21 protein-coding genes are annotated in these 26893 nt (G+C 56.8%); 14 read left to right on the forward strand and 7 right to left on the reverse strand.

All coding sequences use genetic code 11. The features are described from left to right. Positions 1-14: 14 nt before the first annotated feature. On the reverse strand, positions 15-458 hold the full coding sequence (locus tag CU100_RS02830; RefSeq protein ID WP_106715023.1) for a CoxG family protein: 444 nt from the start codon (positions 456-458) through the stop codon (positions 15-17). Between the two features lie 152 nt (positions 459-610). Between CU100_RS02830 and pgi the strand changes: the two genes are divergently transcribed. Then, positions 611-2269, forward strand: coding sequence for a glucose-6-phosphate isomerase (pgi, locus tag CU100_RS02835; RefSeq protein ID WP_106715024.1), 1659 nt, complete (start codon positions 611-613; stop codon positions 2267-2269). Between the two features lie 18 nt (positions 2270-2287). Here pgi and CU100_RS02840 read toward each other — a convergent pair whose 3' ends face one another. After that, positions 2288-5410, reverse strand: coding sequence for an autotransporter outer membrane beta-barrel domain-containing protein (locus CU100_RS02840; RefSeq protein ID WP_170113712.1), 3123 nt, complete (start codon positions 5408-5410; stop codon positions 2288-2290). A 242-nt stretch (positions 5411-5652) separates the two neighbouring features. Between CU100_RS02840 and CU100_RS02845 the strand changes: the two genes are divergently transcribed. The 4 genes from CU100_RS02845 (at position 5653) to CU100_RS02860 (ending at position 10653) form a co-directional block, all read left to right on the forward strand. Next, the gene (locus CU100_RS02845; protein ID WP_106715026.1) at positions 5653-6705 is read left to right on the forward strand and encodes a M14 family metallopeptidase; all 1053 of its coding nucleotides are present in this window, start codon (positions 5653-5655) and stop codon (positions 6703-6705) included. After that, positions 6705-7445 carry an HAD family hydrolase gene (locus CU100_RS02850; protein WP_106715027.1) on the forward strand — a complete coding sequence of 247 codons (741 nt, stop codon included), beginning with the start codon at positions 6705-6707 and terminating at the stop codon, positions 7443-7445. Before CU100_RS02845 ends, CU100_RS02850 begins: the two co-directional genes overlap by 1 nt. A gap of 97 nt (positions 7446-7542) precedes the next feature. Next, a complete protein-coding gene (locus CU100_RS02855; protein ID WP_106715028.1) occupies positions 7543-8532 on the forward strand; it encodes a threonine/serine dehydratase in 990 nt (329 codons plus the stop codon). 123 nt (positions 8533-8655) lie between these two features. Further along, positions 8656-10653, forward strand: coding sequence for a PhoX family protein (locus tag CU100_RS02860; protein ID WP_106715029.1), 1998 nt, complete (start codon positions 8656-8658; stop codon positions 10651-10653). Between the two features lie 162 nt (positions 10654-10815). Here CU100_RS02860 and CU100_RS02865 read toward each other — a convergent pair whose 3' ends face one another. The 3 genes from CU100_RS02865 to CU100_RS02875 all read right to left on the reverse strand — a co-directional run bounded on the left by CU100_RS02865 (position 10816) and on the right by CU100_RS02875 (position 16870). Continuing rightward, on the reverse strand, positions 10816-13239 hold the full coding sequence (locus tag CU100_RS02865; protein ID WP_106715030.1) for an alpha/beta hydrolase: 2424 nt from the start codon (positions 13237-13239) through the stop codon (positions 10816-10818). Positions 13240-13470: 231 nt separating this feature from the next. Then, positions 13471-16146: an alpha/beta hydrolase gene (locus CU100_RS02870; RefSeq protein WP_106715031.1), complete on the reverse strand. Its 2676-nt coding sequence runs from the start codon at positions 16144-16146 to the stop codon at positions 13471-13473. A 160-nt stretch (positions 16147-16306) separates the two neighbouring features. Next, positions 16307-16870 carry a DUF2239 family protein gene (locus tag CU100_RS02875; RefSeq protein ID WP_106715032.1) on the reverse strand — a complete coding sequence of 188 codons (564 nt, stop codon included), beginning with the start codon at positions 16868-16870 and terminating at the stop codon, positions 16307-16309. Positions 16871-17012: 142 nt separating this feature from the next. Here CU100_RS02875 and lepA point away from each other — a divergent pair, with 142 nt between their 5' ends. From lepA to CU100_RS26690, 3 genes are all read left to right on the forward strand, one after another. Continuing rightward, entirely contained in the window at positions 17013-18821 is a 1809-nt protein-coding gene (gene lepA, locus CU100_RS02880) for a translation elongation factor 4 (RefSeq protein ID WP_106715957.1), read from the forward strand. Between the two features lie 841 nt (positions 18822-19662). Beyond that, positions 19663-20967 (forward strand): hypothetical protein, encoded by a 1305-nt coding sequence (locus CU100_RS02890; protein WP_106715034.1) that lies wholly within the window; start codon positions 19663-19665, stop codon positions 20965-20967. Positions 20968-21098: 131 nt separating this feature from the next. Continuing rightward, positions 21099-21260 carry a hypothetical protein gene (locus CU100_RS26690; protein WP_170113713.1) on the forward strand — a complete coding sequence of 54 codons (162 nt, stop codon included), beginning with the start codon at positions 21099-21101 and terminating at the stop codon, positions 21258-21260. A 23-nt stretch (positions 21261-21283) separates the two neighbouring features. On the opposite strand, the gene CU100_RS02895 is transcribed toward CU100_RS26690, so the two are convergent. Next, positions 21284-21583, reverse strand: a complete 300-nt coding sequence (locus tag CU100_RS02895; protein WP_106715035.1) for a DUF1330 domain-containing protein — start codon at positions 21581-21583, stop codon at positions 21284-21286. Positions 21584-21736: 153 nt separating this feature from the next. On the opposite strand from CU100_RS02895, the gene CU100_RS26520 reads away from it, so the two are divergent. The 3 genes from CU100_RS26520 (at position 21737) to CU100_RS02905 (ending at position 22732) form a co-directional block, all read left to right on the forward strand. Next, entirely contained in the window at positions 21737-21898 is a 162-nt protein-coding gene (locus CU100_RS26520) for a DUF1127 domain-containing protein (RefSeq protein WP_146141786.1), read from the forward strand. Between the two features lie 416 nt (positions 21899-22314). Next, positions 22315-22437 (forward strand): hypothetical protein, encoded by a 123-nt coding sequence (locus CU100_RS27450; protein ID WP_280951566.1) that lies wholly within the window; start codon positions 22315-22317, stop codon positions 22435-22437. Positions 22438-22447: 10 nt separating this feature from the next. After that, positions 22448-22732: a GIY-YIG nuclease family protein gene (locus CU100_RS02905; RefSeq protein WP_106715037.1), complete on the forward strand. Its 285-nt coding sequence runs from the start codon at positions 22448-22450 to the stop codon at positions 22730-22732. On the opposite strand, the gene CU100_RS02910 is transcribed toward CU100_RS02905, so the two are convergent. After that, entirely contained in the window at positions 22692-23195 is a 504-nt protein-coding gene (locus CU100_RS02910) for a hypothetical protein (RefSeq protein WP_106715038.1), read from the reverse strand. The two genes, CU100_RS02905 and CU100_RS02910, sit on opposite strands and share 41 nt — an antisense overlap. 187 nt (positions 23196-23382) lie before the next feature. Between CU100_RS02910 and CU100_RS02915 the strand changes: the two genes are divergently transcribed. From CU100_RS02915 to CU100_RS02925, 3 genes are all read left to right on the forward strand, one after another. After that, positions 23383-23970 carry an ANTAR domain-containing response regulator gene (locus tag CU100_RS02915; RefSeq protein WP_106715039.1) on the forward strand — a complete coding sequence of 196 codons (588 nt, stop codon included), beginning with the start codon at positions 23383-23385 and terminating at the stop codon, positions 23968-23970. A 9-nt stretch (positions 23971-23979) separates the two neighbouring features. Next, complete coding sequence (locus CU100_RS02920; RefSeq protein ID WP_106715040.1) at positions 23980-25281, forward strand: CmpA/NrtA family ABC transporter substrate-binding protein; 1302 nt, start codon at positions 23980-23982, stop codon at positions 25279-25281. Positions 25282-25635: 354 nt separating this feature from the next. After that, the gene (locus CU100_RS02925; protein WP_106715041.1) at positions 25636-26883 is read left to right on the forward strand and encodes an MFS transporter; all 1248 of its coding nucleotides are present in this window, start codon (positions 25636-25638) and stop codon (positions 26881-26883) included. Positions 26884-26893: the final 10 nt, after the last annotated feature.

Genomic DNA, 26893 nt, shown 5'->3' on the forward strand with positions numbered 1-26893 from the left:
CGACAGTGGGTTGTTTATGTTCCGCTCACGGCTGCGTTGAAGTTCTCGAAAAACTGCGTCGCGATCTTCTTCGAAGTCGAGGCGATCAATCGGCTGCCGAGTTGAGCTATCTTTCCACCGACATCGGCGTTGACCTTGTAGGCCAGCACGGTTTCGGCGCCTTCCTCGGTCAAGGTCACATCGGCGCCGCCTTTCGCAAATCCAGCAACCCCGCCTTTGCCTTCCCCGGAGATTGTGTAGGAGGAAGGCGGGTTTAGATTTGTCAGCTCCACTTTCCCGGTGAAGCGCGCCTTCACCGGGCCCATCTTGACGCCGACGGTAGCCTCGAGCTCCGTATCGGATATTTTCTCAAGGCTCTCGCATCCGGGAATGCAGGCCCTCAATATCTCCGGGTCATTCAGCGCTCTCCATACCGTATCACGCGACGCCGCGATCCGTTCTTCCCCCGTCAAATCCATATTCGAAGCCCTCCCTGGAAAGTAGAAGGCTAAGACACGCAAATGCTTATGTCCATGTTTCTGTCACGCATCCATTCTATTTGGACATGCGTTGCTTTAAGAGCATTCCAGTGGCAGTTTGCCCACCATCAGCGTTATCTCAGGAGAAAGACATGGCGTCAGAACAAGCGAGCGACCTCAAGCGGTCGGTTCAGGCATTGAAGGCTCATTGGAAGAGTGGCGCACCCAAAAACATGCGCACCGCCTTTGCACAGGATCCGAAACGCTTCGCGCGCTACTCGCTCGGATTTGATGATCTCCTGCTCGATTGGTCGAAATGCCTCATCCATGACGAGACCATTTCGCTGCTCGCCGACCTGGCGAAGAAAGCTGATGTCGAAGGCCGGCGCGATGCAATGTTTGCCGGCAAACCGATCAATAATACGGAAGGTCGCGCCGTGCTGCACATCGCGCTGCGCAATCGCTCCGGCAAGCCGATCAAGGTGAACGGCGAAGATGTCATGCCCGGAATCGAGGACGTGCTGGATCGCATGGCCGCATTCTCCAACGGACTGCGAAGCGGCGAGATCAAAGGCGCGAAGAACAAAGCCATCACCGACATCGTCAACATCGGCATCGGCGGTTCCGATCTGGGGCCAGCCATGGCCACGCTTGCCATGTCGCCGTACCATGACGGCCCGAGGACGCATTTTGTTTCCAATATCGATGGTGCGCATATCGCCGATACCCTTGCGGGCCTCGACCCGGCAACAACACTGATAATCGTCGCTTCGAAGACGTTTACGACGATAGAAACCATGACCAACGCCAAGGCGGCCCGCAAATGGGTCGCAGATGCGCTAGGCGAGAAGGCAGTCGGCAAGCACTTCGCCGCCGTGTCCACAGCACTCGACAAGGTCGATGCCTTCGGCATTCCTCAGGACCGGATATTCGGCTTTTGGGATTGGGTCGGCGGCCGTTATTCTATCTGGTCCGCGATCGGCCTGCCCCTGATGATTGCTATCGGTCCGGAAAATTTCGGCCGCTTCCTTGATGGCGCCCACGCCATGGACGAGCACTTCCGCAAGACCCCGCTGAACAGAAACCTGCCCATGATTCTGGGTCTGATCGGCTATTGGCACCGCGCCACTTGCGGATATACCAGCCGCGCCGTAATTCCCTACGATCAGCGTCTTGCCCGTCTGCCAGCCTATCTGCAACAGCTCGACATGGAGTCGAATGGCAAGGGAGTTACCATCGACGGCAAACCCGTCAGCGGGCCCACAGGGCCGGTCGTTTGGGGTGAGCCTGGTACCAATGGCCAGCATGCGTTCTTCCAGCTCCTGCATCAGGGCACGGACACTATTCCCGTGGAATTCATTGTTGCTGCCAAGGGTCACGAGCCAGATCTCGCCAACCAGCATGAGATGCTGCTCGCCAATTGCCTCGCCCAATCCGAGGCGCTGATGCGCGGTCGCACGCTTGAAGAAGCCAAGGCGCAGCTCGCGGCAAAGAACCTGCCAAAATCCGAGGTGAATCGCATAGCGCCGCACAGGGTTTTCACTGGCAATCGCCCTTCGATCACCATTATCCATGACATTCTTGATCCCTTTACACTGGGACGCCTGATTGCGCTTTACGAGCACCGCGTGTTCGTCGAGGCACAGCTCTACGGCATCAACGCCTTCGATCAGTGGGGTGTCGAACTTGGCAAGGAACTCGCAACGGAACTTCTGCCCGTTGTGTCAGGGGAGGTGGAGCCGAAGGACAAGGACGCTTCCACGCAAGGTCTTGTCGCGCACCTGCGCAAGCGCCGCGACCCCAAGTCCTGATCTCGATGGCGTCGACGACTAAAATCTTACAGACAATGCGGCTTTTGCCGCGTTGTCACTGAGACCTTCTGCGAACAGACCATCATAGCTCAGGTCGAGCGTCGTGTTCTTGCCAAGTGCAAATGCGATCCCGGCGTCAATCACGACCGCATCCCTGCCGACCCTCAGCCCGTCAATACCGATCAGACCGAGGCCGGTATAATTCACGCGGTAGGAAGGCACGGCGTCAGCATAGGTGTGACGCCAGCCGATTGTGCCCCGAAAGCTTGCGTTCAGCGAGGTCGTCGGTAAAGCGCCCGAGATGTGCAATCCTAGCGTGCTGACCGTCAGATCATTATCAGCGCCATTGCTGGCGAGACCAGCCAGAGCCGCATTTTCGGCAAAAGGGTCTGTGTGAATCCGCGCATAGGCAAGATTGGCAAATGGCTCCAACGCCACAGCGCCAATGCCGGCCTTGTAACCGATTTCGCCAAAGACTTGCGCCGTTCCCGCATCATAGTCGCTGCCCAATCTTTCGAGGCGGTCCATGAACCGCACCTGGCGATATACCTCGATATTGTGCCAGCTATAGGCCGCACCTGATCGAAAGTTGATACGGCCATATTCAGCCCCGCCATAAAGGCCGAGATTGTAACTGTCCACGGAGGCCTCTGCAGCGAGGCCCAACTGCTTCAGATCGGTTTTGCTGTAACCCGCCACAATACCGGCGCGGCCATATTCACCAATTACGGCATCGCCGCCAATCATAAACCCTGCAAGAGACCGTGCTGCATCGGAGAAGCCTCCATCGCTCTTGATGTCAGCCCAGGAGCCGAAACCTTCGCTCCACAATCCAAACCGGTTGACCACGTCAGCGGGCAATTCTTTTACGTCTTCCCCAAAAGCGAGGACAGGCAGTCCTGTCGAAACCCGATCGTCCGAGGCCGTGCGCAACCGGTTGCCGATGGCGTCCCTGACAAATCGGCTGTCTTCAAGAAGAACGCCAGCCAGTGCGGGGTGAATCCGGCCCGGCAGTTGTTCAACAGTACGCGGCGCTGTTTCCGTTTCGAGTGCCTTGATTTTCTTGTCAAGTTCAGAGCCACCTCCACCATGGGGATCGATGATGGGGGGCTTCAGATCATTGCGCTTTACCACTAGACGAACATCCGTGCCGTTGGGGTAGAGAAGCTCCGGTTTGTAGAATGCCAACTCAGTCGACACATCCTGAAATGTTGTCCCGTTCAAGCCGCCTGCGGCAGTCAGGATCGTATAGCCGGCGGGGTCGGGCTGGCCCTCAACCGCCACCACTTGCACTCGCGCGCCGGTCAACGTGGCCGTGCCGGTAATCTGTGTCAGATCGCTCGCGGTGGAATTGAGTTCTACCTGATAGGTTGTTCCAGACGCCAGAAGTAGGTCACCATTGACGTGGATTGTCCCGACAGAATTGCCGGGCGCGAGGATCGATCCCGCATCGAGCCTTGTCGTACCGACAGTGCCGACGCCGCCAAGAAATCCGCCGCCAAGCACATGAAGCGCGCCCCCAAGCGTGTTGTTGACGCGTAAAATGCTTTTGTTGCTCACCGTCGTCGTACCAGTAAAGCCGCCGCTGTCCGATGCAAGGACTAATGTACCGGAATTTAAGTTCAGCTTGCCTTTGCCGGCAATAGCAGCATTGATCTGGCGATCTCCGTTGAAATTGACCGTGCCATCACCCGCGCCGAAGGTGATGCTGTTTGTGACAAAACCACTTTGCGCACCATTGATATTGAGAACGCCTTTCGATCCGGCATTGGTCGCGATAGCTGTCGTGGCGCTTGAGAGTCGCGCATCATTGTAAATGTTGAGCGTAGCGTCACCATCCTGGCCGATGGTCATGGCATCGGCAACGGTCCAGTTGGCCCTGTCTTTCAGGGTGAGCACACCTGCCGATCCCGCGTCCCTGGCAAGAATGCCGGATCCGCTGGTAATCGCACCGTCTGTATCCGCATTGAAAACGCCGAAACCTGCCTGACCGATTGTCAAGGCTCCCGTTGTGTCCCATTTGGAATTGCCTGTGACAGTAACGGTTCCGGACGAATTGGCGTTTCGGCCAAGAACGGCAAGGGCGTTTGAAAATTCGCCGCCACGGCTCAACTTGATATTAGCTGAATCTGTTTCGCCGACGACAACGGTTCCTCCCGCCGTCCATTTCGAGCCGGCGCCATCAATCGTCACGTTTGCTGATCCCGCAATGCCGCCTGATGTCCGCCCAAGCAAGGATTCCATGTTTGGGGCTGTGCCCGATCCGGTTGTCGTCAATGTCGCGCCATTCATGATAGAAAGTTCGCCAAGCGTTTTCGTGCCAATAATCAGACGGCGGCTGCTCAGACTGGAGCCCTTGTCGGTCACAACGAGCTTGTGTAAACGTCCGGGAGTATCGGTGTTGTTGACCGCCCCGATGAACGTCGTTGTGCCGATGCGAACCGCGCCGCCTTCTGCTATGGTCAGTTCACCCGACCCGTCGCCACCAACAGCCAAACTGCCATCGACAGTCCAAAGCGATCCGGCATCCCGCACCGTCGCAGTACCGTTGGAACCGTCAAAGCCGCCGATATTGGCTGAATTGCTGTTGAGAGTTCCCTTTTGTTCCACCGTCAGGACGCCCTTACCGCTGTGGCCGATTGTGAAACCCTCGGTGCCGCCTGTGGTCAGGTTGGCACCCTGGCCGGATATCAACAATTCGCCGCTGCCGCCAATAGTGGCGCCAATGACCGTCTGGCTTGTAAGCACAACCTTGCCGCCATCAGCGATTGTTAGCTTGCCATTCCCGCTATCGCCGATGCCAAGGGTTGTGCCGGCGTGCCATTCCGATCCGGGTCCCGTGACAAATACTGTCCCGGTGCTACCGCTCTGTTTGCCCAAAACAGCGCCGATGCCTTTCAACTTGCCGCCGGCCTCAATGACAAGGTCGCCGCTCGTTGCATTGCCGATAATCAGTGAGTCCGTTAGCTCCCAGGTTTCCGGCGCAATTACAGTACGCGTCAGGCCACCGTCGATCACCGTTTGGGCAAGGCCTTGCGACGGTATGATTGCGACCGACGATAGGGAAAGCAGGAGCAAACGGCTTCGCAGTAATCGCGGCGAAGTTGCCGGCAGACTTAGACGGTCGGATTTGTTCATCATGCGCATTTTGCCCCACCAGGATTCGCGTGTACACTTTAAGTATTATTGACCGGCTAGAGCGTCAATTATACTAAGGTAGCACTAGAAAATGTCAGTATATTCGCGGAAATTTACGAAAATAAATACGTGTCTACTGCTCAGGTCACAAGTATCGATTGTCTCGGCTTCGCTTCTTGTGAAGGGGCATAAAGCTGCCTATCTTGGCGGCAATTGCCCGAATCCTGCCACTGCGGAACGACAACATGGAAATCGAAACGATAGAGCTCCCCGGCGACGTGCCGGGCAACAGCATCGAACTGCGTGTCCTGCGCTTCGAGGGCGCCGACAGCGACGCCGTCAGCGCTTATCTGCAATCGTCGCTGCACGGGTCGGAACTCCCCGGGCAGGCGGCGCTGCATTTCCTCATACCCATGTTGGAAAAGGCCGAAACGGAAGGTCGCGTCGTCGGTCGCATCACTGTTGTTCCCCAAGCCAATCCGATCGGGTCGGCACAATGGCAGGCGCACCAGCATCTCGGTCGCTTCGACTACTTCTCCGGCGTTAATTTCAATCGTTCCTTCCCGCTGCTTGACACGTTCGATACGTCGGCACTCCCCGATATCGATGCGCCGAAATCGTTGGCGGAACGATTGAAGGCCCAACTCCTTCGTCTGGCTCTGCCGCACGAGATCGTGCTCGACCTGCACTGCGATGATGAAAGCGAAAACTATCTCTATATTCATCAGGCGTTCCTGCCCGAGATGTATGATCTTGCTTCCGCACTTGGCTCGACCGCCATCCTTTCGTGGGACAGTACCGCGGATGCCGCTTTCGAGGAGGCCTGTGCCCATCCGGCGTTGCAGTTGCCCGAGGGCGAGCGAAAAGCCCGCGCTGTCACGACTGTCGAGTTTCGCGGCCTGAATGATGTCGATTTCGCAACCGGCAAGGCCGACGCTGAGGGTCTGTATAGATTTCTTGTCCATCGCGGCGTCGTCAAGGATGACACTATCAGGCTGAACGTCGATTTCGCCGGACCGGTAACGCCCCTCGAAAATGTCGAGATGATCCGGGCACCGCAGGGCGGCATGATCCTGTTCCACGTCGATATCGGCACCGAAGTGCGGGCTGGTGACAGGCTGGTGACTGTCGTAACCAATCCGGGTGATCCGGGCGGTGACATTACCTTGACCGCACCGCAGGCGGGACGCGTGCTCACCCGCCGGGGACATCGCTATACAAGGCGCGGCGATGATCTGATGAAACTGCTCGGCAGCAAGCGCTCGGAAACCGCCAGGCCGGGCTCGCTGGAAGCATGATGGCAACAGTCGGTTCGCATCACCTCCGCGGCATTCTTTTCGACAAGGATGGCACATTGGTCGATTTTAATCGCACCTGGTTTGGCATCACCATGGAACTGGCGCACAAGGCAGCCGATGGCGACGAGGAACGGGCGCGGGCACTTGTCGAGGCCGGTGGCTATGACTGGGAGATGGAAAAGTTCCGTGGCGGCTCGATCATAGCGGCAGGAACGATCAACGATATTGTCGATCTCTGGCATCCCGAATTGACTCTCGAAGAGAAACGGATGCGTATCCAGGAATACGATGCCTATGCCGCGGAAGAAGGCTCGCGGCGTGCCGTTGGTATCGAAGGCCTGCAGGCGACGCTCGAAGCACTGGTAACGCAGGGGTTCGTCCTCGGCATCGCCACCAATGATTCGGAAGCCGGTGCGCGAGCAACGGCGGAGTCGCTCGGCCTCACCCGGTGGTTCAGCGTCATTATCGGCTATGATTCGGTCGCCCGCGCCAAGCCGCATGCGGACCAGCTCCATCTCTTTGCCGCAAGGACCGGCCTTGAACCGGATGCCATCGCCATGGTCGGCGATAACGCACATGATCTGGAAATGGCCCACGCCGCAGGTGCGGGGCTTGCCATTGGAGTCCTGTCCGGCAACAGCACTCTCGACGATCTCGCGCATCTTGGCGACGCCATCCTGGGATCTATCGCCGAACTGCCGCAGTTTCTAAAAAACCGGGCAGAAAATCTTCCCGCCTGAGGAGCGCCGTCGATTGCTATGATGACAATGATTTAAGTGCCTCTCGCAGATCGCGGTGCTATCAATTCCCCGCGGTGCAGCATCGGAGCGGGATAGTATGGATAGTCAGGATTTGGCCATTGGAATTGCGGACGTCGAGGCTGCGGCGGTAAGACTCAAAGGCCAGATCGTATCTACGAGACTTGTCGAATCCGAGGCTTTGAACGCCAGGTACAAGGCGCGCATCCTGTTCAAGCCGGAATGCCTGCAACGCACAGGCTCTTTCAAGTTCCGCGGGGCCTACAACCGTATCAGCCAGTTCACGGAGGATGAACGAAGGCGTGGCATCATCGCCTATTCCTCCGGCAATCACGCCCAAGGCGTCGCCAGTTCCGCCCGGCTCTTCGGCATTCACGCTACTATCATCATGCCGCATGACGCTCCACAGACCAAGGTCGCCAACACGCGTTCCTATGGTGCGGATGTCGTCTTCTACGACCGCTACAACCAGACGCGCGATGCGGTTGCCCGGCCCTATATCGAAGAACGCGGTATGGTCCTGGTGCCTCCGTATGATGATCCCTCCATCATGGCGGGGCAGGGGACGATCGGGCTGGAAATCGTGGCGGAAACAAGGGAGCGGGGGCTGCACCTCGATGAACTGTTCGTCCCCAGCGGCGGCGGCGGACTTATCAGCGGCGTTTCCGTCGCAGTGAAGGCGGGTTCACCACAGACGCGCATATGGGGGGTCGAACCGGAAAACTTCGATGATCTGCGCCGCTCGTTGATCGCCGGTGAACAGGTCGCCAATGAACCCGGCCACCGCTCGATCTGCGATGCGATCCTCACGCCGCAACCTGGCGATCTGACCTTCCCGATCAACAGGCGCAATCTCGCCGGCGCGGTCGCCGTCTCCGACAAAGCTGTGAAGGTCGCCATGCGTGACGCGGCCAACTACCTTAAGCTCATTGTCGAGCCCGGAGGTTGTGTCGGGCTTGCGGCTTTGGCTGGCAGCGACGTGAACATCGAGGGCAAGACGGTCGCTGTCGTGCTCTCCGGCGGCAATGTCGATCTCGATCTCTATGGCGGACTTATCGCATCGGCCTGACTATGGCCATCGTCGGACATGCACACAAACGTGGGGTTTTGTCATCAGACTGTTACGCTGCCGTCATAGCGGGGAATTACGGTTTAAGTCCGTTCCCCAGCCAGACAGCCAGAGGTAAGCTCCATGAACGACCATTCTCAGATATTCCGCACCAGCCAGCTCGAGGAAAATGACGGGCCCGGCCACAACCCGACTGACAATGCGACCATGGGTGAATTGATCGCAGCGCGCTTTTCGCGCCGAGGCTTCCTGAAGGGCTCGCTCGCTGTATCCGCCATCGCCGCGACGGTCAGCCCTATGGCGCTGATGATGGCCGATGAAGCGCGCGCCGAGAGCAAGTCGGCTTTCACCTTTGACGAAGTCGAGGCGGGCATCGATGAGACGCACCATGTCGCCGCCGGTTATGACGCGGATGTCCTATTGCGTTGGGGTGACGCCATCTTTGCCGATTCGCCCGAGTTTGATCCGCTGAACCAGACACCGGAATCCCAGGCGAAGCAGTTCGGGTACAACAATGATTATGTCGGCTATCTCCCGATCGACGGCTCTTCCGAGCATGGACTCCTTGTCGTCAACCACGAATACACGAATGAACATCTTATGTTCCCCGGCATTGTCAAAGTCGTCAAGGATGACAAGGGCGAAGCCAAGATCGAGATCGCGCCGGCTGACCAAAAGCGCGTCGACGTCGAAATGGCTGCCCATGGTGGCACAATCGTCGAGATCAAGAAGACGAACGGCAAATGGCAGGTCGTCAAGGACGGGAAGCTCAACCGCCGCATAACCGCCAATACGGAAATGCAGCTTTCTGGTCCCGTAGCCGGCCACGAGCGTGTCAGGACCAAGGCCGACCCATCGGGCACAAAGGTCTTCGGAACCATCAATAATTGCGCAGGTGGTGTAACGCCCTGGGGCACCTACGTCATGGCAGAAGAGAACATCCACGGCTATTTTCTTGGCGAACTATCAGCTGACAGCAAGGAAGCCGCCAATTACAAGCGCATGGGCATTCCCGAAGGCGCTTACGATTGGGGCAGGTTCCATGATCGTTTCGATCTGTCAAAGGAGCCAAATGAAGCCAATCGCTTCGGCTGGATCGTCGAGGTCGATGTAAACGACCCAAATTCCGTGCCAAAAAAGCGCACGTCCATGGGCCGGTTCAAGCACGAAGGTGCTGAGTCCGTCGTCGCCAAGGATGGCCGCGTCGTCTTCTATCTCGGCGACGATGAACGCTTCGATTATGTCTATAAGTTCGTCACGGCCGGCAAGTTCAATCCGGAGGATCGTGCCTCCAATCTCGATCTGTTGGATCAAGGTACGCTCTTTGTGGCCAAATTCGCTGCCGATGGTTCTGTGAACTGGCTGCCGATCGTCCATGGTGAAGGGCCGCTGACGGAGGCCAACGGCTTTGCCAGTCAAGCAGACGTGCTTATTGAAACCCGTCGTGCCGGCGATCTGCTCGGCGCCACCAAGATGGACCGTCCGGAGGACATTCAGCCCAACCCGGTCAATGGCAAGGTCTACGTGATGTTGACCAACAACACGAAGCGCAAGGATGATCAGGTCGACGCCGCAAATCCGCGCGCCAAGAATGCCTTCGGCCATATTATTGAGATTGGTGAAGAAGACGGCAATTTCGCCGCCACCAGTGGCAAATGGGAGGTGCTGTTGAAATGCGGCGATCCTTCCGTGGCCGATGTCGGTTCATCCTTCTCCACCGATACGACCAGGAACGGCTGGTTCGGCATGCCCGATAATTGCGCAGTCGATGCCGATGGCCGTCTTTGGGTGTCTACCGATGGTAATTCGCCCGAGGCAACCGGCCGCACCGACGGCATTTGGGCCGTGGATACCGACGGTCCCGCCCGCGGAACATCGAAACTGTTCTTCCGTGTGCCTGTCGGTGCCGAGATGTGCGGCCCGCTCATGCTGCCGGACATGGCGACCTTCATGGTTGCCGTCCAGCACCCAGGCGATGGCGGCGAGGACTGGAAGCCATTCGGTCGCCCCTCCTACTACGAGGACCCGTCCACTCGCTGGCCGGACTTCAAGGATGATATGCCGGTGCGCCCCTCTGTCCTCGCCATTACCAAAAAGGGCGGCGGCAAGATCGCTGTTTAAGGTCAAGGACCGAAGCTAAAAACGACAAGACATTCTCTTGCGGTGTCAAACTGAGCCCGGCTTGTGGAATATTTCACAAGCCGGGTTCTATTAGTAGACGCAGATACCTTCCGCCCGTGGATGGCAAGTTGGCAGCTCAAGGCGAAGCGGCGAACGGAGGCGTCATTGACTGATGAGAAGCACCTTGTCCTCGGGCTTCTTGCTGGAGGCGAGACCTATGCCGGTCTTGCTTGCAATAAGCTCGTCACGTCCAAAGTTCTGCAGCTCGATATCGGTGATCGCAACGCTGCCGCTTTCTTTCGGGAAAGCGAGTTTCAACTCCTTCAGATGCGCAAGATCGACGCCCTCGAAAGCCTTGAGCGGTATCGCCACCATGTTCAGGAATATCCTCGCCTGCCCCTCGGTGTAGACCTCATCGTCAGGGTGATCCACAACCGGAATTTTGACGTCCACGTCTTTTCGCCGCGGCAGATTATGGAGCGCATCGCTGAAATTGCTCGCTGTTATCGGGTATGATTGGTTTGCAGTGTCCGTGAGCGTAACCTCCACCTCCTGATCCATCGGACGAGCGACAGCGATACGGAAGGTTAGAGAATCATAGCCTTTGGCTGACAAATCGCCGAGATTCTTGACGATGGATGCATCTATTTTGGTCCAGGAAAGCTCAAGATGGTCAGCGACGGAAAGAAAGCCCTGCCGCGGCGCCCCACCCACCGCGGATATGAATGCAGGCAATTGCTCTGGCGTGCATGTCGTCACAGCAAATGGGTTGGGAGGTTTCGATACCGGCAGATCGCACAGCGCATGCTCGTGGATGCCGGAAAGAACGACTGTCCTGTTGAAGCTACTCCCATCCCTTGCCGGGTTGAAGCTCTGGATGGTTTTGCTGTGACTTCCGCCTTTTTGAACCGTCAGGACCACTCGTTCGTCACAGCTTCCTTTGCCTTCTGGACACGCTGCCTGCGGCAGTCTCGCCTGTGCATTCCAGTAAGAGGCAAATTGCATTTCGCGGCCTACATGATAGCGCATGAATGAATCGATAAGAAAAAGGCCACTATTACGCTGCGCATCGGCACTCAGCCGGACATTGCCTTTTGCGTTACTTTTACAAAAGTCCGGTCCTTCAAGATAATTGGATGCATCGTCGCTCGTCCATTTGGCATTATAGAAATTGTGATTGGCGCCTTGCACTAGAACTTGATAGCGCGGTGCCTGGTCATCCTTGGCACCGAAGCGGTTCTTGTCAAAAGCCTTGGCACCATCGAAGGTGACCACATCGCCGTCGCAGCCTGGCAGCAAGACGGCAAGCGGGACATTTTTTGGTTTGTCTTCATCGCTGCCGGCATAGGTAGGCGCCAGGAGGAAGCCGCCTTTGAAGCCGTAAAGCTCGGATTTACCATCACCTTTGCTGCCGGTGGCCAGGAATATATTGTGGGCTTTGAGGGCTTTCTTGAACTTATCGCTACCCGTAATTACGGCTAAGTCGGCTGTGCCTTGAGTGGCCGCTACAAGTAAAGGGTAGTTCTCGAACAAATCCGGTTTCTTCCGGATGCTCTCCGCCAAACTGTTCGCCGTTGTCTTCAGTCTTTCATCCTTGAGCCGAAGCGCATTCACAACACCGTGACCGCCGCGCGAATGTCCCATGATACCTATGCGGGTAAAATCCAGCTTGCCTTTCAACACATTGAGCGGGCCAGCGGCTCCAGCCTTTGTTTTCTGTCCCTGTTGGTTGATCTGACGCAACCTGTCGAGAGTTCCGAGTATCAGTTGCCCTCTCGCCAGGCTCGATGCATCCCCGCTAGCGTACTTCGCTCGTATCAAGCCAAGTAACCATTTAATTCGAGCTTTTCCCGGTGGCGGGCTGTTTATATCAACACCCGGTAACAAACGCTGCAGTGTCTTCGGCGGGAAACTGGCTATGTCAGCCTCATCGGGCCTCTTAAAAGTGACCATCTCATTGTTGACACTCGCAGCATCAATGGAAACCACGACATATCCATGTTTGGCGAGATCCTTGGCAAGATAGTCGTAACCCTTGTAGCTGTCTGGAACGGGGGACCGCCCGTGCAGAAAAAGAATGACGGGATAGGTAATCTTGATCTTATCCTTGGACAGCTCATCAGGGAAGCGTATCACGCCTTTGATTGGCGCAATGAGCGCGGCAGCCTCGGTAAAGTCTATCCCGTCCGCACTGGCCGTCGCAACCAGATTGCCGAGATCATACTCATATGTTTGCGTGGATGAGTATTTGGCGGCGCTCGTCACGTCCGGCGCCGTTTCAAGAAAGCGGGCTGCAGCGTCGGGCTTGGGCACATCCAACGTTCTGGTTGTAACGGGTTCATCGAAAACATCGCCCTCTTGGCTCGGTTCCGGATCAGTAATGATCTTGACCTTGCCAATCACCGGTTCGTTGGGGACTGCCGTATCGTCAATCCTTGCCTGTTCCAAATGCAGCTGGCCTGAAAATATCCCTTCCTCCAGCGGTATTGACTGTGCCTTGCTGTCAGTGCTGCAGGCCATCGAGAGGGCAAGTGCCATGCCAAGCAGGCACACTCTGGCTGCCCCCGCATCCATCCATTTGATCATTGAAAACTCCCGGGCTTGGCGGATCGCCATTCCAGAGCGGTCCGCCTCGAAAAGACACAAAACATCGCTGATGCCTGTGGCTCCACGTGGAGCCACAGGCTGAAACAATCAAAAGCTAACACGCGGGTGTTGGCGTGTCGTCAGAGACCAAGGTATTAGAACAGTGCCGCTCTGAGCCGGCCTTGCGTTATAGGGCCGGCTCAATGTTGATCGAAAACATCTAAGTTCGCGTCATTGACTGATGAGAAGCACCTTGTCCTCGGGTTTTGGTTGGCCGCCGTTGCCGCCAAGGGCTACACCGCCGCCCGTCGTTCCGCCGACTATCGCGCCCTGTGACAAGGCAATCTCCGCGATCCGCTGGTCACGCCCGAAGTTCTGCAGCTCGATATCGGTGATGGCCACCTTGCCGCTCTCTTTCGGGAACGCGAGTTTCAGCTCTTTGAGGTGCGCAAGATCGACGCCCCTGAAAGCCTTGAGCGGGATGGCGACCATGTTCAGGAGCATTTTTACCTGGCCATTGGCGTAGGGCGCGTCGTCCTTATGGTCCAGAAGCGGAATGTCGCTGGCAGGATCAGGTACACGTTCAGGTTCAGGTTTGGTTTTTACAACAATCGTAGACGGAACTTCGAAAGCCGCCTGTTGGCCGGTCAGATCAATCATGGACCGCGTTGCTTCGTCGGGATTACGCGAGCCAGTTGAAGCATTGGCGACCGGCACTTGCCTGAAGGGATAAGTCTTGGCCCTCGGCGCATTATAGAGTGCATTGGTGAAATCGCTTGCTGTTATCGTATATGATCGGTTGGCAGTGTCCGTAAGCGTCACCAGCACTTCCTGACCCATGGGACGTACGACGGCAACGCGGAAGGTCAGCGAGTCATAGTCATTGGCGGAAAGATCTTTGAGTTCAGCGACAATCGAGGCGTTCGGCTTTGACCAGGCGAGTTCGGCGTGGTCGGCGATTGAGAGGAGGCCTTTGATGGGCCCATACTCATCAACTATCCACGCGAAGTCGGGCAAACGTCTGAGTGAGCATTTTCCTGCCCTGTTGGCAATGGAGGGCATGGTGCACCGGGCGGTGGCATCGAAGCCTGAAAGCGTCATGGTGCCGCCGATGAGGTTTCGCCGAAGACTGTCCGCCCACTCGAAGCGTTGAATAAGCTTGCGTCCAGGATCGGCCTTCTGCACAGTCAACACAACGCGTTCATCGCAAGGGCCTTTGCCGACTGGGCAGGCATTTTCGGGCAACTGCGCTATCCCGTTCCACCAGGACGCAAACTTTCGTTCGCCGCCGACGTGATAACGCATGAAGGAATTAATGATAAACATACCGCCTTTTCTCTGATCTTCCCTGCTCAGACGTATCGAATCAGAAGGGTCAGGCTTCTCCTGGCAGTAATCCGGTCCTCGGCGCGAAGAGAAGTCATCGCTTTTCCATTCAGTGTTGTAGTAATTATGGTTCGCTCCGTTCACCACGATCTGGTACCGCGGTGCTATGTCGCCCGCATGACCGAAACGGTTACGGTCGTAGGTGGTAGCGCCCTGAAGATTGGCCATATCACCATCGCAGGAGGGGAGTAACACGGCGAGAGGAACGTTACTCAGACCACTATTGCCACCAAAATCCGTGGGTCCCACAAGGAAGGCTCCTTTGAATGTATAGTAGGAAGCGTCCTTGCCGTTGGTATTCTTGCTGCCAGAGGCATAGAATATGTTGTACTTGCTGATGGCCTCCCGAAGCTTTTGGTCGTCAATATGGATTGGGTTGGCTGCTGAAGCAGGTATAATTGCATCGATGAGATCGGGATACGCGGTTTTCATGCCGGAAGGATCGGTCACTGTATCAATGATCTTTTTCGCGAGGGCGTCGTCGATTTGAAACGCGCTTTTCAGGGCAGAGAATCCTTGCGGCACCAAGGAAATAAGTTGTTGAAGTGTTTCGTCGGGGGCTAACGAAAAGGCCTTGCGCAGTGCTTCGAGCGGGGTAGGGAGATGCATCAAGCGCTCTTTAAGCTCTTCTTCCGTAACGCCACTCCGGGTTTCGTTGAAAAGGATTGTGTTCACAATTCCCTGGCCGCCGCGCGAATGGCCCATCAGGCCTATTCGGGTAAAATCAAGGCTGCCTCTTAACGGATCGAGCTTTCCCCGATTGCCCCCGAAGTCCACCTGACCAAATCCGTCGATCTGGCGCAAACGGTCCAGCATGCCAAGCACCAGCTGCGCGCGAGACAAACCGGAGGAATCGTCGAAGTTAGTGGAATTGATCACATTCGCGTCGATTGAAACCACGACGTAGCCGTGCTCAGCAAGGTCTTTGGCCAGATAGTCATAGCCTTCGTAGCTCGGCTCGAACCAACTATGCATCCCGTGCAAGAAGATGATGATCGGAAAACGCTCGGGAGTCGTTGATGCCTTGCGTGGACTTTCCGGAAAAAATAGCCTGCCTTTGACGGGCGTAACAAGGGCCTTGCCATTGGCAAAGGTGATCGAATCGTCGGTGTTCATCGTAACTAAATTACCAAGATCGTATTTAAGGGGTGGTGATGAGTGGTAAGTAGGATTACTGGTTGTATCCGGCGCTGTCTCGATGAAGCGCTTCGCTGGCGGTTCATACGTCTCCGCTCCGCCCTCAGTGACTATAGTCTGCGTTGGCGCACGCGGGTCGGAAATCACCTTCTCTGGTTCGGTGTCCGGAACGGCCGTGACGATGCCAACCACGGGCTCGTCCGGGACGTTCTTATCGTCGATTTTCTTGTCGTTCTCATCCTTCTTGACTTCTGCGACGAACGTTCCGTCGGTCGCCGGCGTTGATGTTGTATTGCCGCCGTCATTGTCGCAGCCCATCAAAAGGGCAAGCAGCCCGCTAAATATACATGCGCGGGTCAATTCCCGCGTCTTCCATTTGCTCATCGGAAACTCCTGACTGGCAGATGCCCGCCGCAGCGAACGATCCGCTTTGAAACACATAAAATATCGATGTCAGGGCCGCTAAAAATGCATGCGACCCTGCCGACTAACGATTCTTGAGGTGCAACAAGCGTGCCAGAAAGGGCGATCTTAGACCAATGGCCTAAGCGTCCGAAGTATCAGGCCAGCCGAATGCCGGCTCGCTCAAGTGACGCGCATGATCGCGCACCTCCTGCGGCCAGCCTTCTGTCAAATCGGTGAAGCTGTGATAGTCCCCGGCATAGAGCGCGCGCGCGGCCTCTTCGTAAAGCGGCTCGTTGCCGGCCATCACCATCATGAAACGATCCGACGCCTCCTGCGCCTGCCGCGTGCGTTCGCGCCCGCCGTTGGCGTTACGTGCCGCATCGACCAGCTTGCGCAACGTGACCGAGGCACCGCCAGGCTGTGCCGCCAGCCAGTCCCAGTGCCGTGGCAGCAGCGTTACCTCGCGTGCCGTAACGCCAAGCTTCGGCCGGCCCGGCCTGCGCGGCTCGCTCTGTTCCAGCCGCGCGACGATCTCCGCATCGCTGCCGCGCAGGTCGAACTCGATCTGCCTGCCGGTCGCATTGTCGAAGACAAGGATCGCCTCGCCGCTATCTCGCGCATGTTTCACCGCGAGCGCCACCTCGGCCGGACTGCCGGCGCCAATCTTCCGCATGCCTTGAAAGGCCGTACATGTCATTTCCATTCACCACTTGCTATTGCTCGCCATGGATTTATCCGGGTAAAACTCCTTCGTCAATATACCCGGGTAAAATTATTCTTGCCTATTGTCCTCCGGCTGGCACGCCACCCTTTCAAACGCTGCGAAAATGCTCTATGTGGCGCGCATGAGCACTCCACTAGATCACATTCGCAATTTCTCCATCGTCGCCCATATCGACCATGGCAAATCCACCCTTGCCGACCGGCTGATCCAATCGACCGGCGGGCTGGAGTTACGCGACATGAAGGAGCAGGTGCTCGACTCGATGGATATCGAGCGCGAGCGCGGCATCACCATCAAGGCGCAGACCGTCCGGCTCAATTACAAGGCCAATAATGGCGAGACCTATGTCCTCAATCTGATCGACACGCCCGGCCACGTCGATTTCGCCTATGAGGTGTCGCGGTCGCTGTCTGCATGCGAAGGTTCGCTGCTCGTCGTCGACGCCTCGCAGGGTGTCGAGGCGCAGACGCTGGCCAATGTCTATCAGGCCATCGACAACAATCACGAGATTGTCGTGGTCCTCAACAAGGTCGATCTCCCCGCCGCCGAGCCGGAGCGTATCCGCGAACAGGTGGAAGAAGTCATCGGCATCGATGCGAGCCAGGCCGTGCTCATCTCCGCCAAGACCGGCCTCGGCATTCCGGATGTGCTGGAGGCCATCGTCAACCAGCTGCCGCCGCCGCGCGAAGGTGATCGCAACAAGCCGCTCAAGGCCATGCTGGTCGATAGCTGGTATGATGCCTATCTCGGCGTCATCGTCCTCGTGCGCATCATCGATGGCGTTTTGAAAAAAGGCCAGACCATCCGCATGATGGGTACCGGCGCCAAGTATCCGGTGGAGCGTACGGGCGTGTTCACGCCGAAGATGCTCGCCGTCGATGAGCTTGGACCCGGCGAGTTCGGTTTCATCACCGCCTCGATCAAGGAAGTCGCCGATACCCGCGTCGGCGATACCATCACCGAGGACAAGCGCCCGACCGCCTCGATCCTGCCCGGCTTCAAGCCTGCGCAACCTGTCGTCTTCTGCGGCCTATTCCCCGTCGATGCGGCGGATTTCGAGGATCTGCGCGCCGCCATGGGCCGCCTGCGCCTCAACGATGCCTCGTTCTCCTTCGAGATGGAAAGCTCCGCCGCGCTCGGCTTCGGCTTCCGCTGCGGCTTCCTTGGGCTCCTGCATCTGGAGATCATCCAGGAACGGCTGGAGCGCGAGTTCAACCTCGATCTCATCGCCACCGCGCCGAGCGTCGTCTACAAGCTCAACATGACCGACGGCACCCAGCGCGAATTGCACAATCCCGCCGACATGCCCGAGGTGATGAAGATCGCCTCCATCGAGGAGCCGTGGATCCGCGCGACGATCCTCACCCCTGACGATTATCTCGGCTCGATCCTCAAGCTCTGCCAGGATCGCCGCGGCATCCAGATCGATCTCAACTATGTCGGCAAGCGCGCCATGGTCATCTATGACCTGCCGCTCAACGAGGTGGTGTTCGATTTCTACGACCGGTTGAAATCCATCAGCCAGGGCTATGCCTCCTTCGATTATCACCTGTCGGATTACCGCGAGGGCAACCTTGTCAAGATGTCGGTGCTGGTGAATGGCGAGCCTGTGGACGCGTTGTCGATGATGGTGCACCGCGCCGCCGCCGAAAAGCGCGGCCGCGACCTTTGCGAAAAGCTGAAGGACCTCATCCCCAAGCACATGTTCAAGATCCCGATCCAGGCGGCCATCGGCGGCACGGTGATCGCGCGCGAGACCATCTCGGCCCTGCGCAAGGACGTGACGGCCAAGTGCTATGGCGGCGACGTCTCACGCAAGCGCAAGCTTCTGGAAAAGCAGAAGGAAGGCAAGAAGCGCATGCGGCAGTTCGGCAAGGTCGAAATCCCGCAGGAAGCCTTCATCCAGGCACTGAAGATGGGCGATAGTTGAGGGCTGCGCTGCCCTTTACCCTTGCCCTTGCGGGGGCGATGAGCGGGCAAGACCCGCGGGTCACCCCCGATGTGAGAGCGAAGCGAAGGTTGGTGGCGCTTCTCGCCCCCATCCTGTTGAGCGCCGCGCTCGCCGGCTGCACCACAACCCCGCCGCGAACCCCGCCGGCGGCAGTGCGCGCGGCACAGGGTGACGACCAGCCCGAACCACCGACGCCCGGCATAAAGCCGCTGACGGTGGAGCAGGAAGAGCAGTTCGGGGGGTAGCCTTTTTCAAGGTCCTATCCTAGATTCCAATAGTCTTAAGAGTGCCATCTCTTTATCAGTTAAAGAACTATCGCCGAATTCGTGCACCATTGCTTGTAGGAATTGCTTTGCAGAATTGGGCGTCGCCCATATTCGAATTCGGTATCGGCCGTAGGTCACGGGAACAATCAAAAATCTATCATATAAGCGGTTAAGCGAACGATTGACCGCAACGATGTTCGACCGTGTAACATCACCTCGATTATGTACAAGCTGGGTAACTCTCTCAGTACTCAATAGAATACCTGCGTCAACGCCGAGTCGGGCAATGTATCCGCTCAACGAGTGTGGCGAGCGATCAAAAACCTCCAAAATGCTGCGTTCAATTGAACCCAAGCCACGGCTCATTGTGTGGTTCCTCATAAATATCTGAAAAATTGCAAAAAAACCTTACGCAACTTAGTGCAAACATTACAGCGGCTTAGCGTTATCTGTCCACTTTGGATCAACACTTAAGTGGTCTCTGTATTTTATCTATTGTGTTAATCGCACGCGCTTTCATACTTATTTACTAGAGCCACCGACGCGAGAAGATCATGACCGACGTAAATCTGCCAGCCATAATCAAAAACACTTTGCCAGTTCTAGACGATCTGACAGCTGCTCTGGGTATCCCGCGAAGTATACTTGCGTCTGACGAGGAGATTGGGAGCGCTTGGTCCAGTTTGCCGAGCGTGCTCAACAAGATCCCCGCCGAACTACGAACCGAGCAATTAGCAAAGATGTGTATCGCAGTCGCCTCTGGTCTATTCGACAGTGCGCTGAACTATGTTTGGAATTGCTCAATAGTGGAGTTAAGAGAGAAAGTAAAAAGATTTGGATTGAATGTCGTTTCGCAAATAACTGGCAAGCCGAGTTTTGACGAACAGGTTTTGATCGACTTAAAAGATGCTGATTTGCTCAATCTATGTTTGAAGTTGAACCTTATAACTGAAGACGGATTCTATTTTTTAGATCAATGCCGCGACATAAGAAATAACTTCTCAGCCGCTCATCCGGGAGTCGGCAACATTGACAATCACGAGTTCATTGCTTTCACCAACCGCTGCGCAAAATATGCTCTTAATAATGAATACAACCCCGTCGGAGTTGACCTCGCAGGCTTCTTGATTGCCATAAAGGCTGGAAAGTTTACGCCTGAGCAAACGAACCAATGGGTTTTGCGAATAGCGAAGACGCATGAAGCACAACAAGGTCTGATCTTTGGTACGATGCATGGTATCTATTGTGATCCCGCCAGTCACGAAGAAGCTCGTGTAAACGCATTGGCAATCACATCGGAATTCGCAAAGGGCTTCTCTCCAAAAGCAAAATCAGATTTCATAAATCGGCACCATGATTACATAGCCAAGGGCGATGAGAAACGGCATAAGGCATCACAACAATTCTTCGAAAAATTACAAATATTGGACTTACTTGATGCCCATGAAGTGCATTCATTGATCTCCAATGCGGCCAAGAAGTTAATGGCGGTGCATCAGTCTTACGACAATTTCTATAATGAACCCCCTTTTGCAGAACGTCTTAGAACGCTTTCGGAGCAAGGGGCGACCCCGGATACTGTCAAACAAGAGCTGGTTGAAACAATTGTCACCTGCGCGGTTGGAAACCAGTATGGAGTTTCACACCTTGCCACCCCTCACTACCGCAAATTGATCAGAGGCTTTTCTCCGGCAGAAGTTGAAATAATGCTGAGTCTCCCATCTGAAAAAAATATACTCGCGCGGCGCATGAAATTTTCATCGCCGTGCAATGAAAGATACAAAGAATTTGTGAACCTGATTGACCCGTCGACGGTCCCATCAAAAGTAGCTTCCGCATATGCTGAGTATCTAAAGTAGCCAAGGCGGTAGTGTACGAGAGACGTTGACTTGACTCGGAAACATACCACCCATGCGCATATTGCACTGCACAATATCCGCACCTGCGCCTATCCTGTGGTTGTTGAACCAGCGCCACTAGGAAACAGGCCATGAGCTTTCTGATTGATTTTGCCACGCGCGGTCGCCGCAGCAATGACAGTGCCTATCGCGAGGCGCTTGCCATGCTGCAGGGCATGAGCGCGCGGGATCGCGCCGATATCGGCATCAAGCAGGCGGATTTCACCCGCATTGCGCGCGAGATGTCGCGGTAGCTTGCAACCGGCACTTGCCGAAATCAATTGGACGGCAAGACACCTTCCAAAGCAATTATCCTCGTAGAGGCGCAGCCCTCGCGGATTGCCTTAAGTCGAGCGTATTCCGGCGATTCGTACCAAGCCATCAACGATTGCATATCCGGAAACTCGATTATGACGAGGCGATGTGGTTCCCAGTCGCCTTCGAGCACCTTGGTCGCTCCGCCACGTCCCAGATATCGTCCGCCATACCGCGCTTCGGTCGCCGGTACGTCGCGGCGATACTCCTCAAAGGCAGCTGTGTTATGGACGTCTACATCGGCAATAAGATATGCAGCCATGGTCACCTCCCGACTTCTGTCGGGACATCATACCCCTTTGGAGTCCATTAGTCAGGTAAATGGGCATACCACCCATGCGCATATTGCACTGCACAAGACCCGCACCCACACCTATCCTGTTCCTGTTGAACCATCGCCCCCAGGAAACAGGCCATGAGCTTTCTGATTGATTTTGCCACCCGCCGCCGCGCCAGTGATGGTGCCTATCGCGAGGCGCTTGCCGTGCTGCAGGGCATGAGCGCGCGGGATCGCGCCGATATCGGCATCAAGCAGGGTGATTTCGCCCGCATTGCGCGCGAGATGTCGCGCCGCTGATTTCGGGTGCTGTTAGGGAGCGCCGTCTGCTTCGATGGGCGTAAAGCGCATTTTATTCGCTGGAATCCTAGTGCACCTGCCTCTCGACGATTGAGGTTCCACTTCTCGGTCAATCTCGGGCTCCTGCTTCTCCGTCATCGTAAAACACCTCCCTCTCCGTCATCCTCGGGCTTGACCCGAGGACCCAAGGCCAGGGAGCACAGCTAGTTGCTGGAAACTTCGACGGGGTCCAGCTAGAGCGGATGTTTTGCGTAAGATTTGATTGAGTGCAGTTGTCCTCTGGAATGCGCAGTCAAGCTCCAACTCGCACTCCCTGGCCGTGGGTCCTCGGGTCAAGCCCGAGGATGACGGAGAGGTGGAGCCCGAAGATGATGGAGAGGGAGGTGCGCAGCATGACGGGTAGGTGGAGCCCGAGGATGGCGGAAAGGGAGGGCCTTGGGATGACGGAGAAGGAGGCGCTTGTCGTCGTCCAACAGGGAGGCGCTTTTCACGAAGAGCGTTCGGCTTTCGTTGAATATACGCGGCCCCGGTTTGCGTAGAAAATGCGGTATGTCCGGATATGTCTACATCCTCACAAATCGCAAGAACGGGACGGTCTATGTCGGCGTTACAGCCGATCTTGCCGGCCGCATTTACCAGCACCGCGAAGGGCACACGCCGGGTTTTGCATGGAAATACGGTTGCACGCGTCTTGTATGGTATGAAGAACGTGATCTGGTCGTCGATGCAATCCAGCGCGAGAAATCGCTGAAACGCTGGTATCGTCAGTGGAAGATCGAACTGATCGAAAGCATCAACCCAAATTGGAACGATCTTTACGCGACGCTCGCGTAAACTCCATCACCCAGTTGGTTTCCCAGGTTTCGCCGCCATCCCGGGAAAACGCCTGCGCCCAGACCGGTGCTTCCACGGAGGGTGTCCACAGGAAGCGCACGCGCACCGGCACGCCGTCATCCATATCCTCGCCGTAAAAGACGCCCTTGCCATTGTCGAAATGGCCGATGACGGGCGGGAAAAGCACATTCGAGCGGCTGTCGGCCCAGTTGAGCGACCATGATCCATCGCGCGGGTTGAACAGGCGCAGCGTCATTCCGGTAAAGCCTTGGGAGGGCATATGCATCTCTTCGAAATTTCCCGTGCCTTCGAGGATCTTGCGCACGCTCGACGTGGCGGGAAAGATCTCCCAGTCATCCGAGCCGGCAAAACGTTCCTTCAGGCGCAGATTGCGGATGTTCCAGTCGCCGATGAAAAAATCGAAATCCGACGCGCTGCCAAGGGTGTCTATCGCTCCGTCCATGCCGCCATCCTCCCGTTTGAGCCGACGGTATAGCGCAGGGCTCCTGACAACATTCTGTCAGTAGGGTGTCAGGAGGGGCGCGAATCTTTGCCGCCGCTCCTGCTGCCACGCGGCTGCCGTCATCAACTATAGTCGGTGTGGCTGAATGTAGCATTGCACAATATTCGTGCATGCGCAAAATTGATGCATGAAGGCTGCGCTCTCCATCATGATCTTCGACGAAAACCGCATCCGCGCCTCGATTATCGAGGAGGGGCTGCGGGAGGCGGGCCATGACCAGGTGGTGGTCCTGCACGATATTGTCGGTCTGGCGCGGCAGATCGAAATCATTGGCCCGGATGTCATCGTCATCGATATCGAGACGCCAAACCGCGACATGCTGGAGCATTTGTTCCAGCTGACGCGTTCCGTGCGCAAGCCCATTGCCATGTTCGTCGATCGCTCGGACAGTTCGTCCATCGAGGCCGCGGTGGAGGCGGGCGTGTCGGCCTATGTGGTCGACGGGTTGAAGAAGGAGCGTGTCAAGCCGATCCTCGACATGGCCGTGAGCCGCTTCAAGGCTTTCAGCCGGCTGCAGCAGGAACTGGCGGATGCCAGAAGCGCACTCGAGGAGCGAAAGATAATCGATCGCGCCAAGGGCATTTTGATGAAATCCCGCAATCTGTCGGAAGACGAAGCCTACGCGCTTCTGCGCCAGACAGCCATGAACGAAAAGAAGAGACTTGCCGATATTGCACAAAGCGTCGTCATGGCGGCGGCAATTCTGGGGAGTTAGGAAAGATCCATGAGCTTCATCCCCACCGGAATTGATCAAGGCAGCGCGGGTTGGCAGAGCGGTGGCTTGACCGGACCTGCGACAGGCCGCAGCCAGGGCACAAGGCTGGTGCGCGCCGGGTTCATTCCGCTTGTCGATGCGTCGGTGTTGATTGCCGCCGCGGAGTTCGGTTTTGCGGCGCGCGAAGGCATTCAGCTCGATCTGGTCAAGGATGTCTCCTGGGCCAATATCCGCGACCGCCTGGCGTTCCGGCAGTTCGATGTCGCCCATATGCTTGCCCCGATGCCTGTCGCTTCCGCGCTGGGTCTTGGGTCCAACCCGTCTCCGTCGATAGCGCCATTTTCGCTGGGGCGGGGCGGCAATGCCATCACCCTGTCGCTGCGGCTCTATCGCCGCATGCAGGAAATGGCCGGACTTGCCGGTCAGGAAGACGCCCTGACGAATGCGAAGGCGCTCAAGCTTGTCATCGATGACATGCGGAAAAAGGGAGAGGCACTGCCGGTACTCGGCATGACCTATCCATTCTCGTCGCATAATTATGAGCTGCGCTATTGGCTGGCGGCCGGCGGCATTCATCCTGACACGGATGTGAAGCTCGTGGTCGTGCCGCCACCAATGACATCAGATGCGCTTTCCGCCGGGGCAATCGACGGCTTCTGCGTCGGTGCGCCGTGGAACATGGTGGCCGTTTCGCGCGAACTCGGGCGCATCGTGGCGGTCAAGCAGGATATCTGGCCGTCGAGCCCGGAAAAAGTGCTCGGCACGCGTCCCGAATGGGCGGAGCAAAATCCTGAAACGCTGTCGCGCTTGATCGTCGCGCTGGACCGGGCTGCCTCCTGGTGTGATATCCCGGACAATCGGCGTGACCTGGCGCAACTCCTCGCAGAACCGCGTTATCTCGACGTGCCGTTCGATATTCTCCATCCGGTGCTCATGGGCAGGTTCACCATCGATCCGGTTGGAACCCGGCGGATAGTGCCTGATTACTTGACGTTCCATCGTGGCGGAGCAAATTTCCCGTGGATCAGCCAGGCGCAATGGATATTCAGCCAGATGGTGCGATGGGGGCAGGTTGCCTATTCGCCCGAAAGCCAAGGGCAGGTCTCGTCGGCATTTCGGCCTGACATATACCGCAATGCCTTGGGCAGCCGTGCCGATATCCCGGCAGGCGATACGCGTATCGAAGGAAACGCGAAGGGCGACGGATTCATGGACAGCACGGTGTTCTATCCGGAAGACATATCCGGTTATATCGCAGGTTCCGCAATTCGCAGCGCTGCGCCCAAAACTACGGGTCTGGTCGATCTTTAGGAGCGCACATATTTTGTGCCCTGCACAATAAAAGCGCATTCGCCTGGGGCCACTTGCATAAATCTGTTGCTTGGTGCCGACGCCCAACTTCCAGCCGTCGCGGCTTTGGAGCGCTAATTAGCCAGGTATTTCAGTAGCATATGATTTTCTTTCAACGACTGGCACGCCACTTGCATTGCTAATGCTGTCCCGTCAACGAAGACCGGGGCCGTGAGCACCGCCATCGGGTGCTATCAAAGACACAGACGTCGCTTGGCGAATTCATTCCGCGGACCATCCGGGAAGTGAATTCAATCCAGCGGCGTTTTTTCGTTTCAAGAGGCCCGAAGCGGCCGCAGCGTTCAGGGGAACACGATGAAAGACGGATCATCGAACGGCATACCGGCAAAAGAGGCGAGCCAGGCCCTTTGGGTTTCGACCGCCGCATTCACAATCTGTTTTGCCGTCTGGACTATCTTTGCCATCATCGGCGTCAGGATAAAGCAGGAACTCGGCCTCAACGAAGCGCAGTTCGGCCTTTTGGTCGGCACGCCGATCCTGTCGGGCTCGCTCAGCCGCATCTTGCTGGGCGTGTGGACCACCCGCTACGGCGGACGCGTTGTCTACACGGCAACGATGCTTGCCGCGGCGCTCGCAACTTTCCTGCTCGCCTATGCGACCACCTTTCCTCAGATGCTGCTTGCAGGCTTCTGCCTTGGACTTGCAGGGGGATCGTTCGCGGTTGGCGTGGCCTACGTGTCTCCCTTCTTTCCTCCCGAAAAACAGGGCACTGCGCTAGGTATTTTCGGTGCAGGCAATGTCGGCGCGGCACTCACCAAGTTCCTCGCTCCGCTGGTCCTTGCCGCCTATGGCTGGCAGGCGGTTGCGGAAGTGTGGGCCGCCGCGCTTGTCCTCATGGCGCTCGTGTTCTGGTTCACCACCACGGACGATCCGGCGTTCCGTGAACGCCGCCTGCGCAAGGAGCAGCCTCGCAGTTTCCTGTTGGAATTCGCTCCGCTGAAGGACCTTCAAGTCTGGCGCTTCTCGCTTTACTATTTCTTCTCGTTCGGCGGCTTTGTCGCCCTGTCGCTGTGGCTCCCGCGCTACCTCGTCGGCGTCTATGGTTTCGGACTCGAGTCCGCCGGCATGCTCGCCGCTGCCTATTCGATCCCGGGCAGCATTTTCCGGGCCTATGGCGGAGCGCTCTCCGACAGGATCGGCGCGCGCAAGGTGATGTATATGACGCTGGCGGTGGCAAGTGCCGCGACGCTCATACTCTCCTTGCCGCCGGCAATGGGTCCTCAGTCCGGTCCGCTTGCGATTTCATCCACCGCCTTCGTGATCGTGCTTTTTGTTCTCGGCTTCTTCATGAGCCTCGGTAAAGCCGCTGTCTACAAGCACATCCCTGCCTATTATCCAGCAAGCATCGGCGCCGTGGGCGGTGTCGTCGGCATGATGGGCGGCCTCGGCGGGTTTGTCCTTCCCATCGCATTTGGCCTGCTGAAGGACTTCACCGGGCTCTGGTCAAGCTGTTTCATGCTGCTTTTTCTCATCGTCGCCGTCTCACTTGTCTGGATGCACCTCTCCATCCGGCAAATGCAACGCCGCCCTGCCTTCGCTTGAATATCGATAC

This window comes from Phyllobacterium endophyticum (assembly GCF_003010935.1).
GTDB lineage: Bacteria > Pseudomonadota > Alphaproteobacteria > Rhizobiales > Rhizobiaceae > Phyllobacterium > Phyllobacterium endophyticum.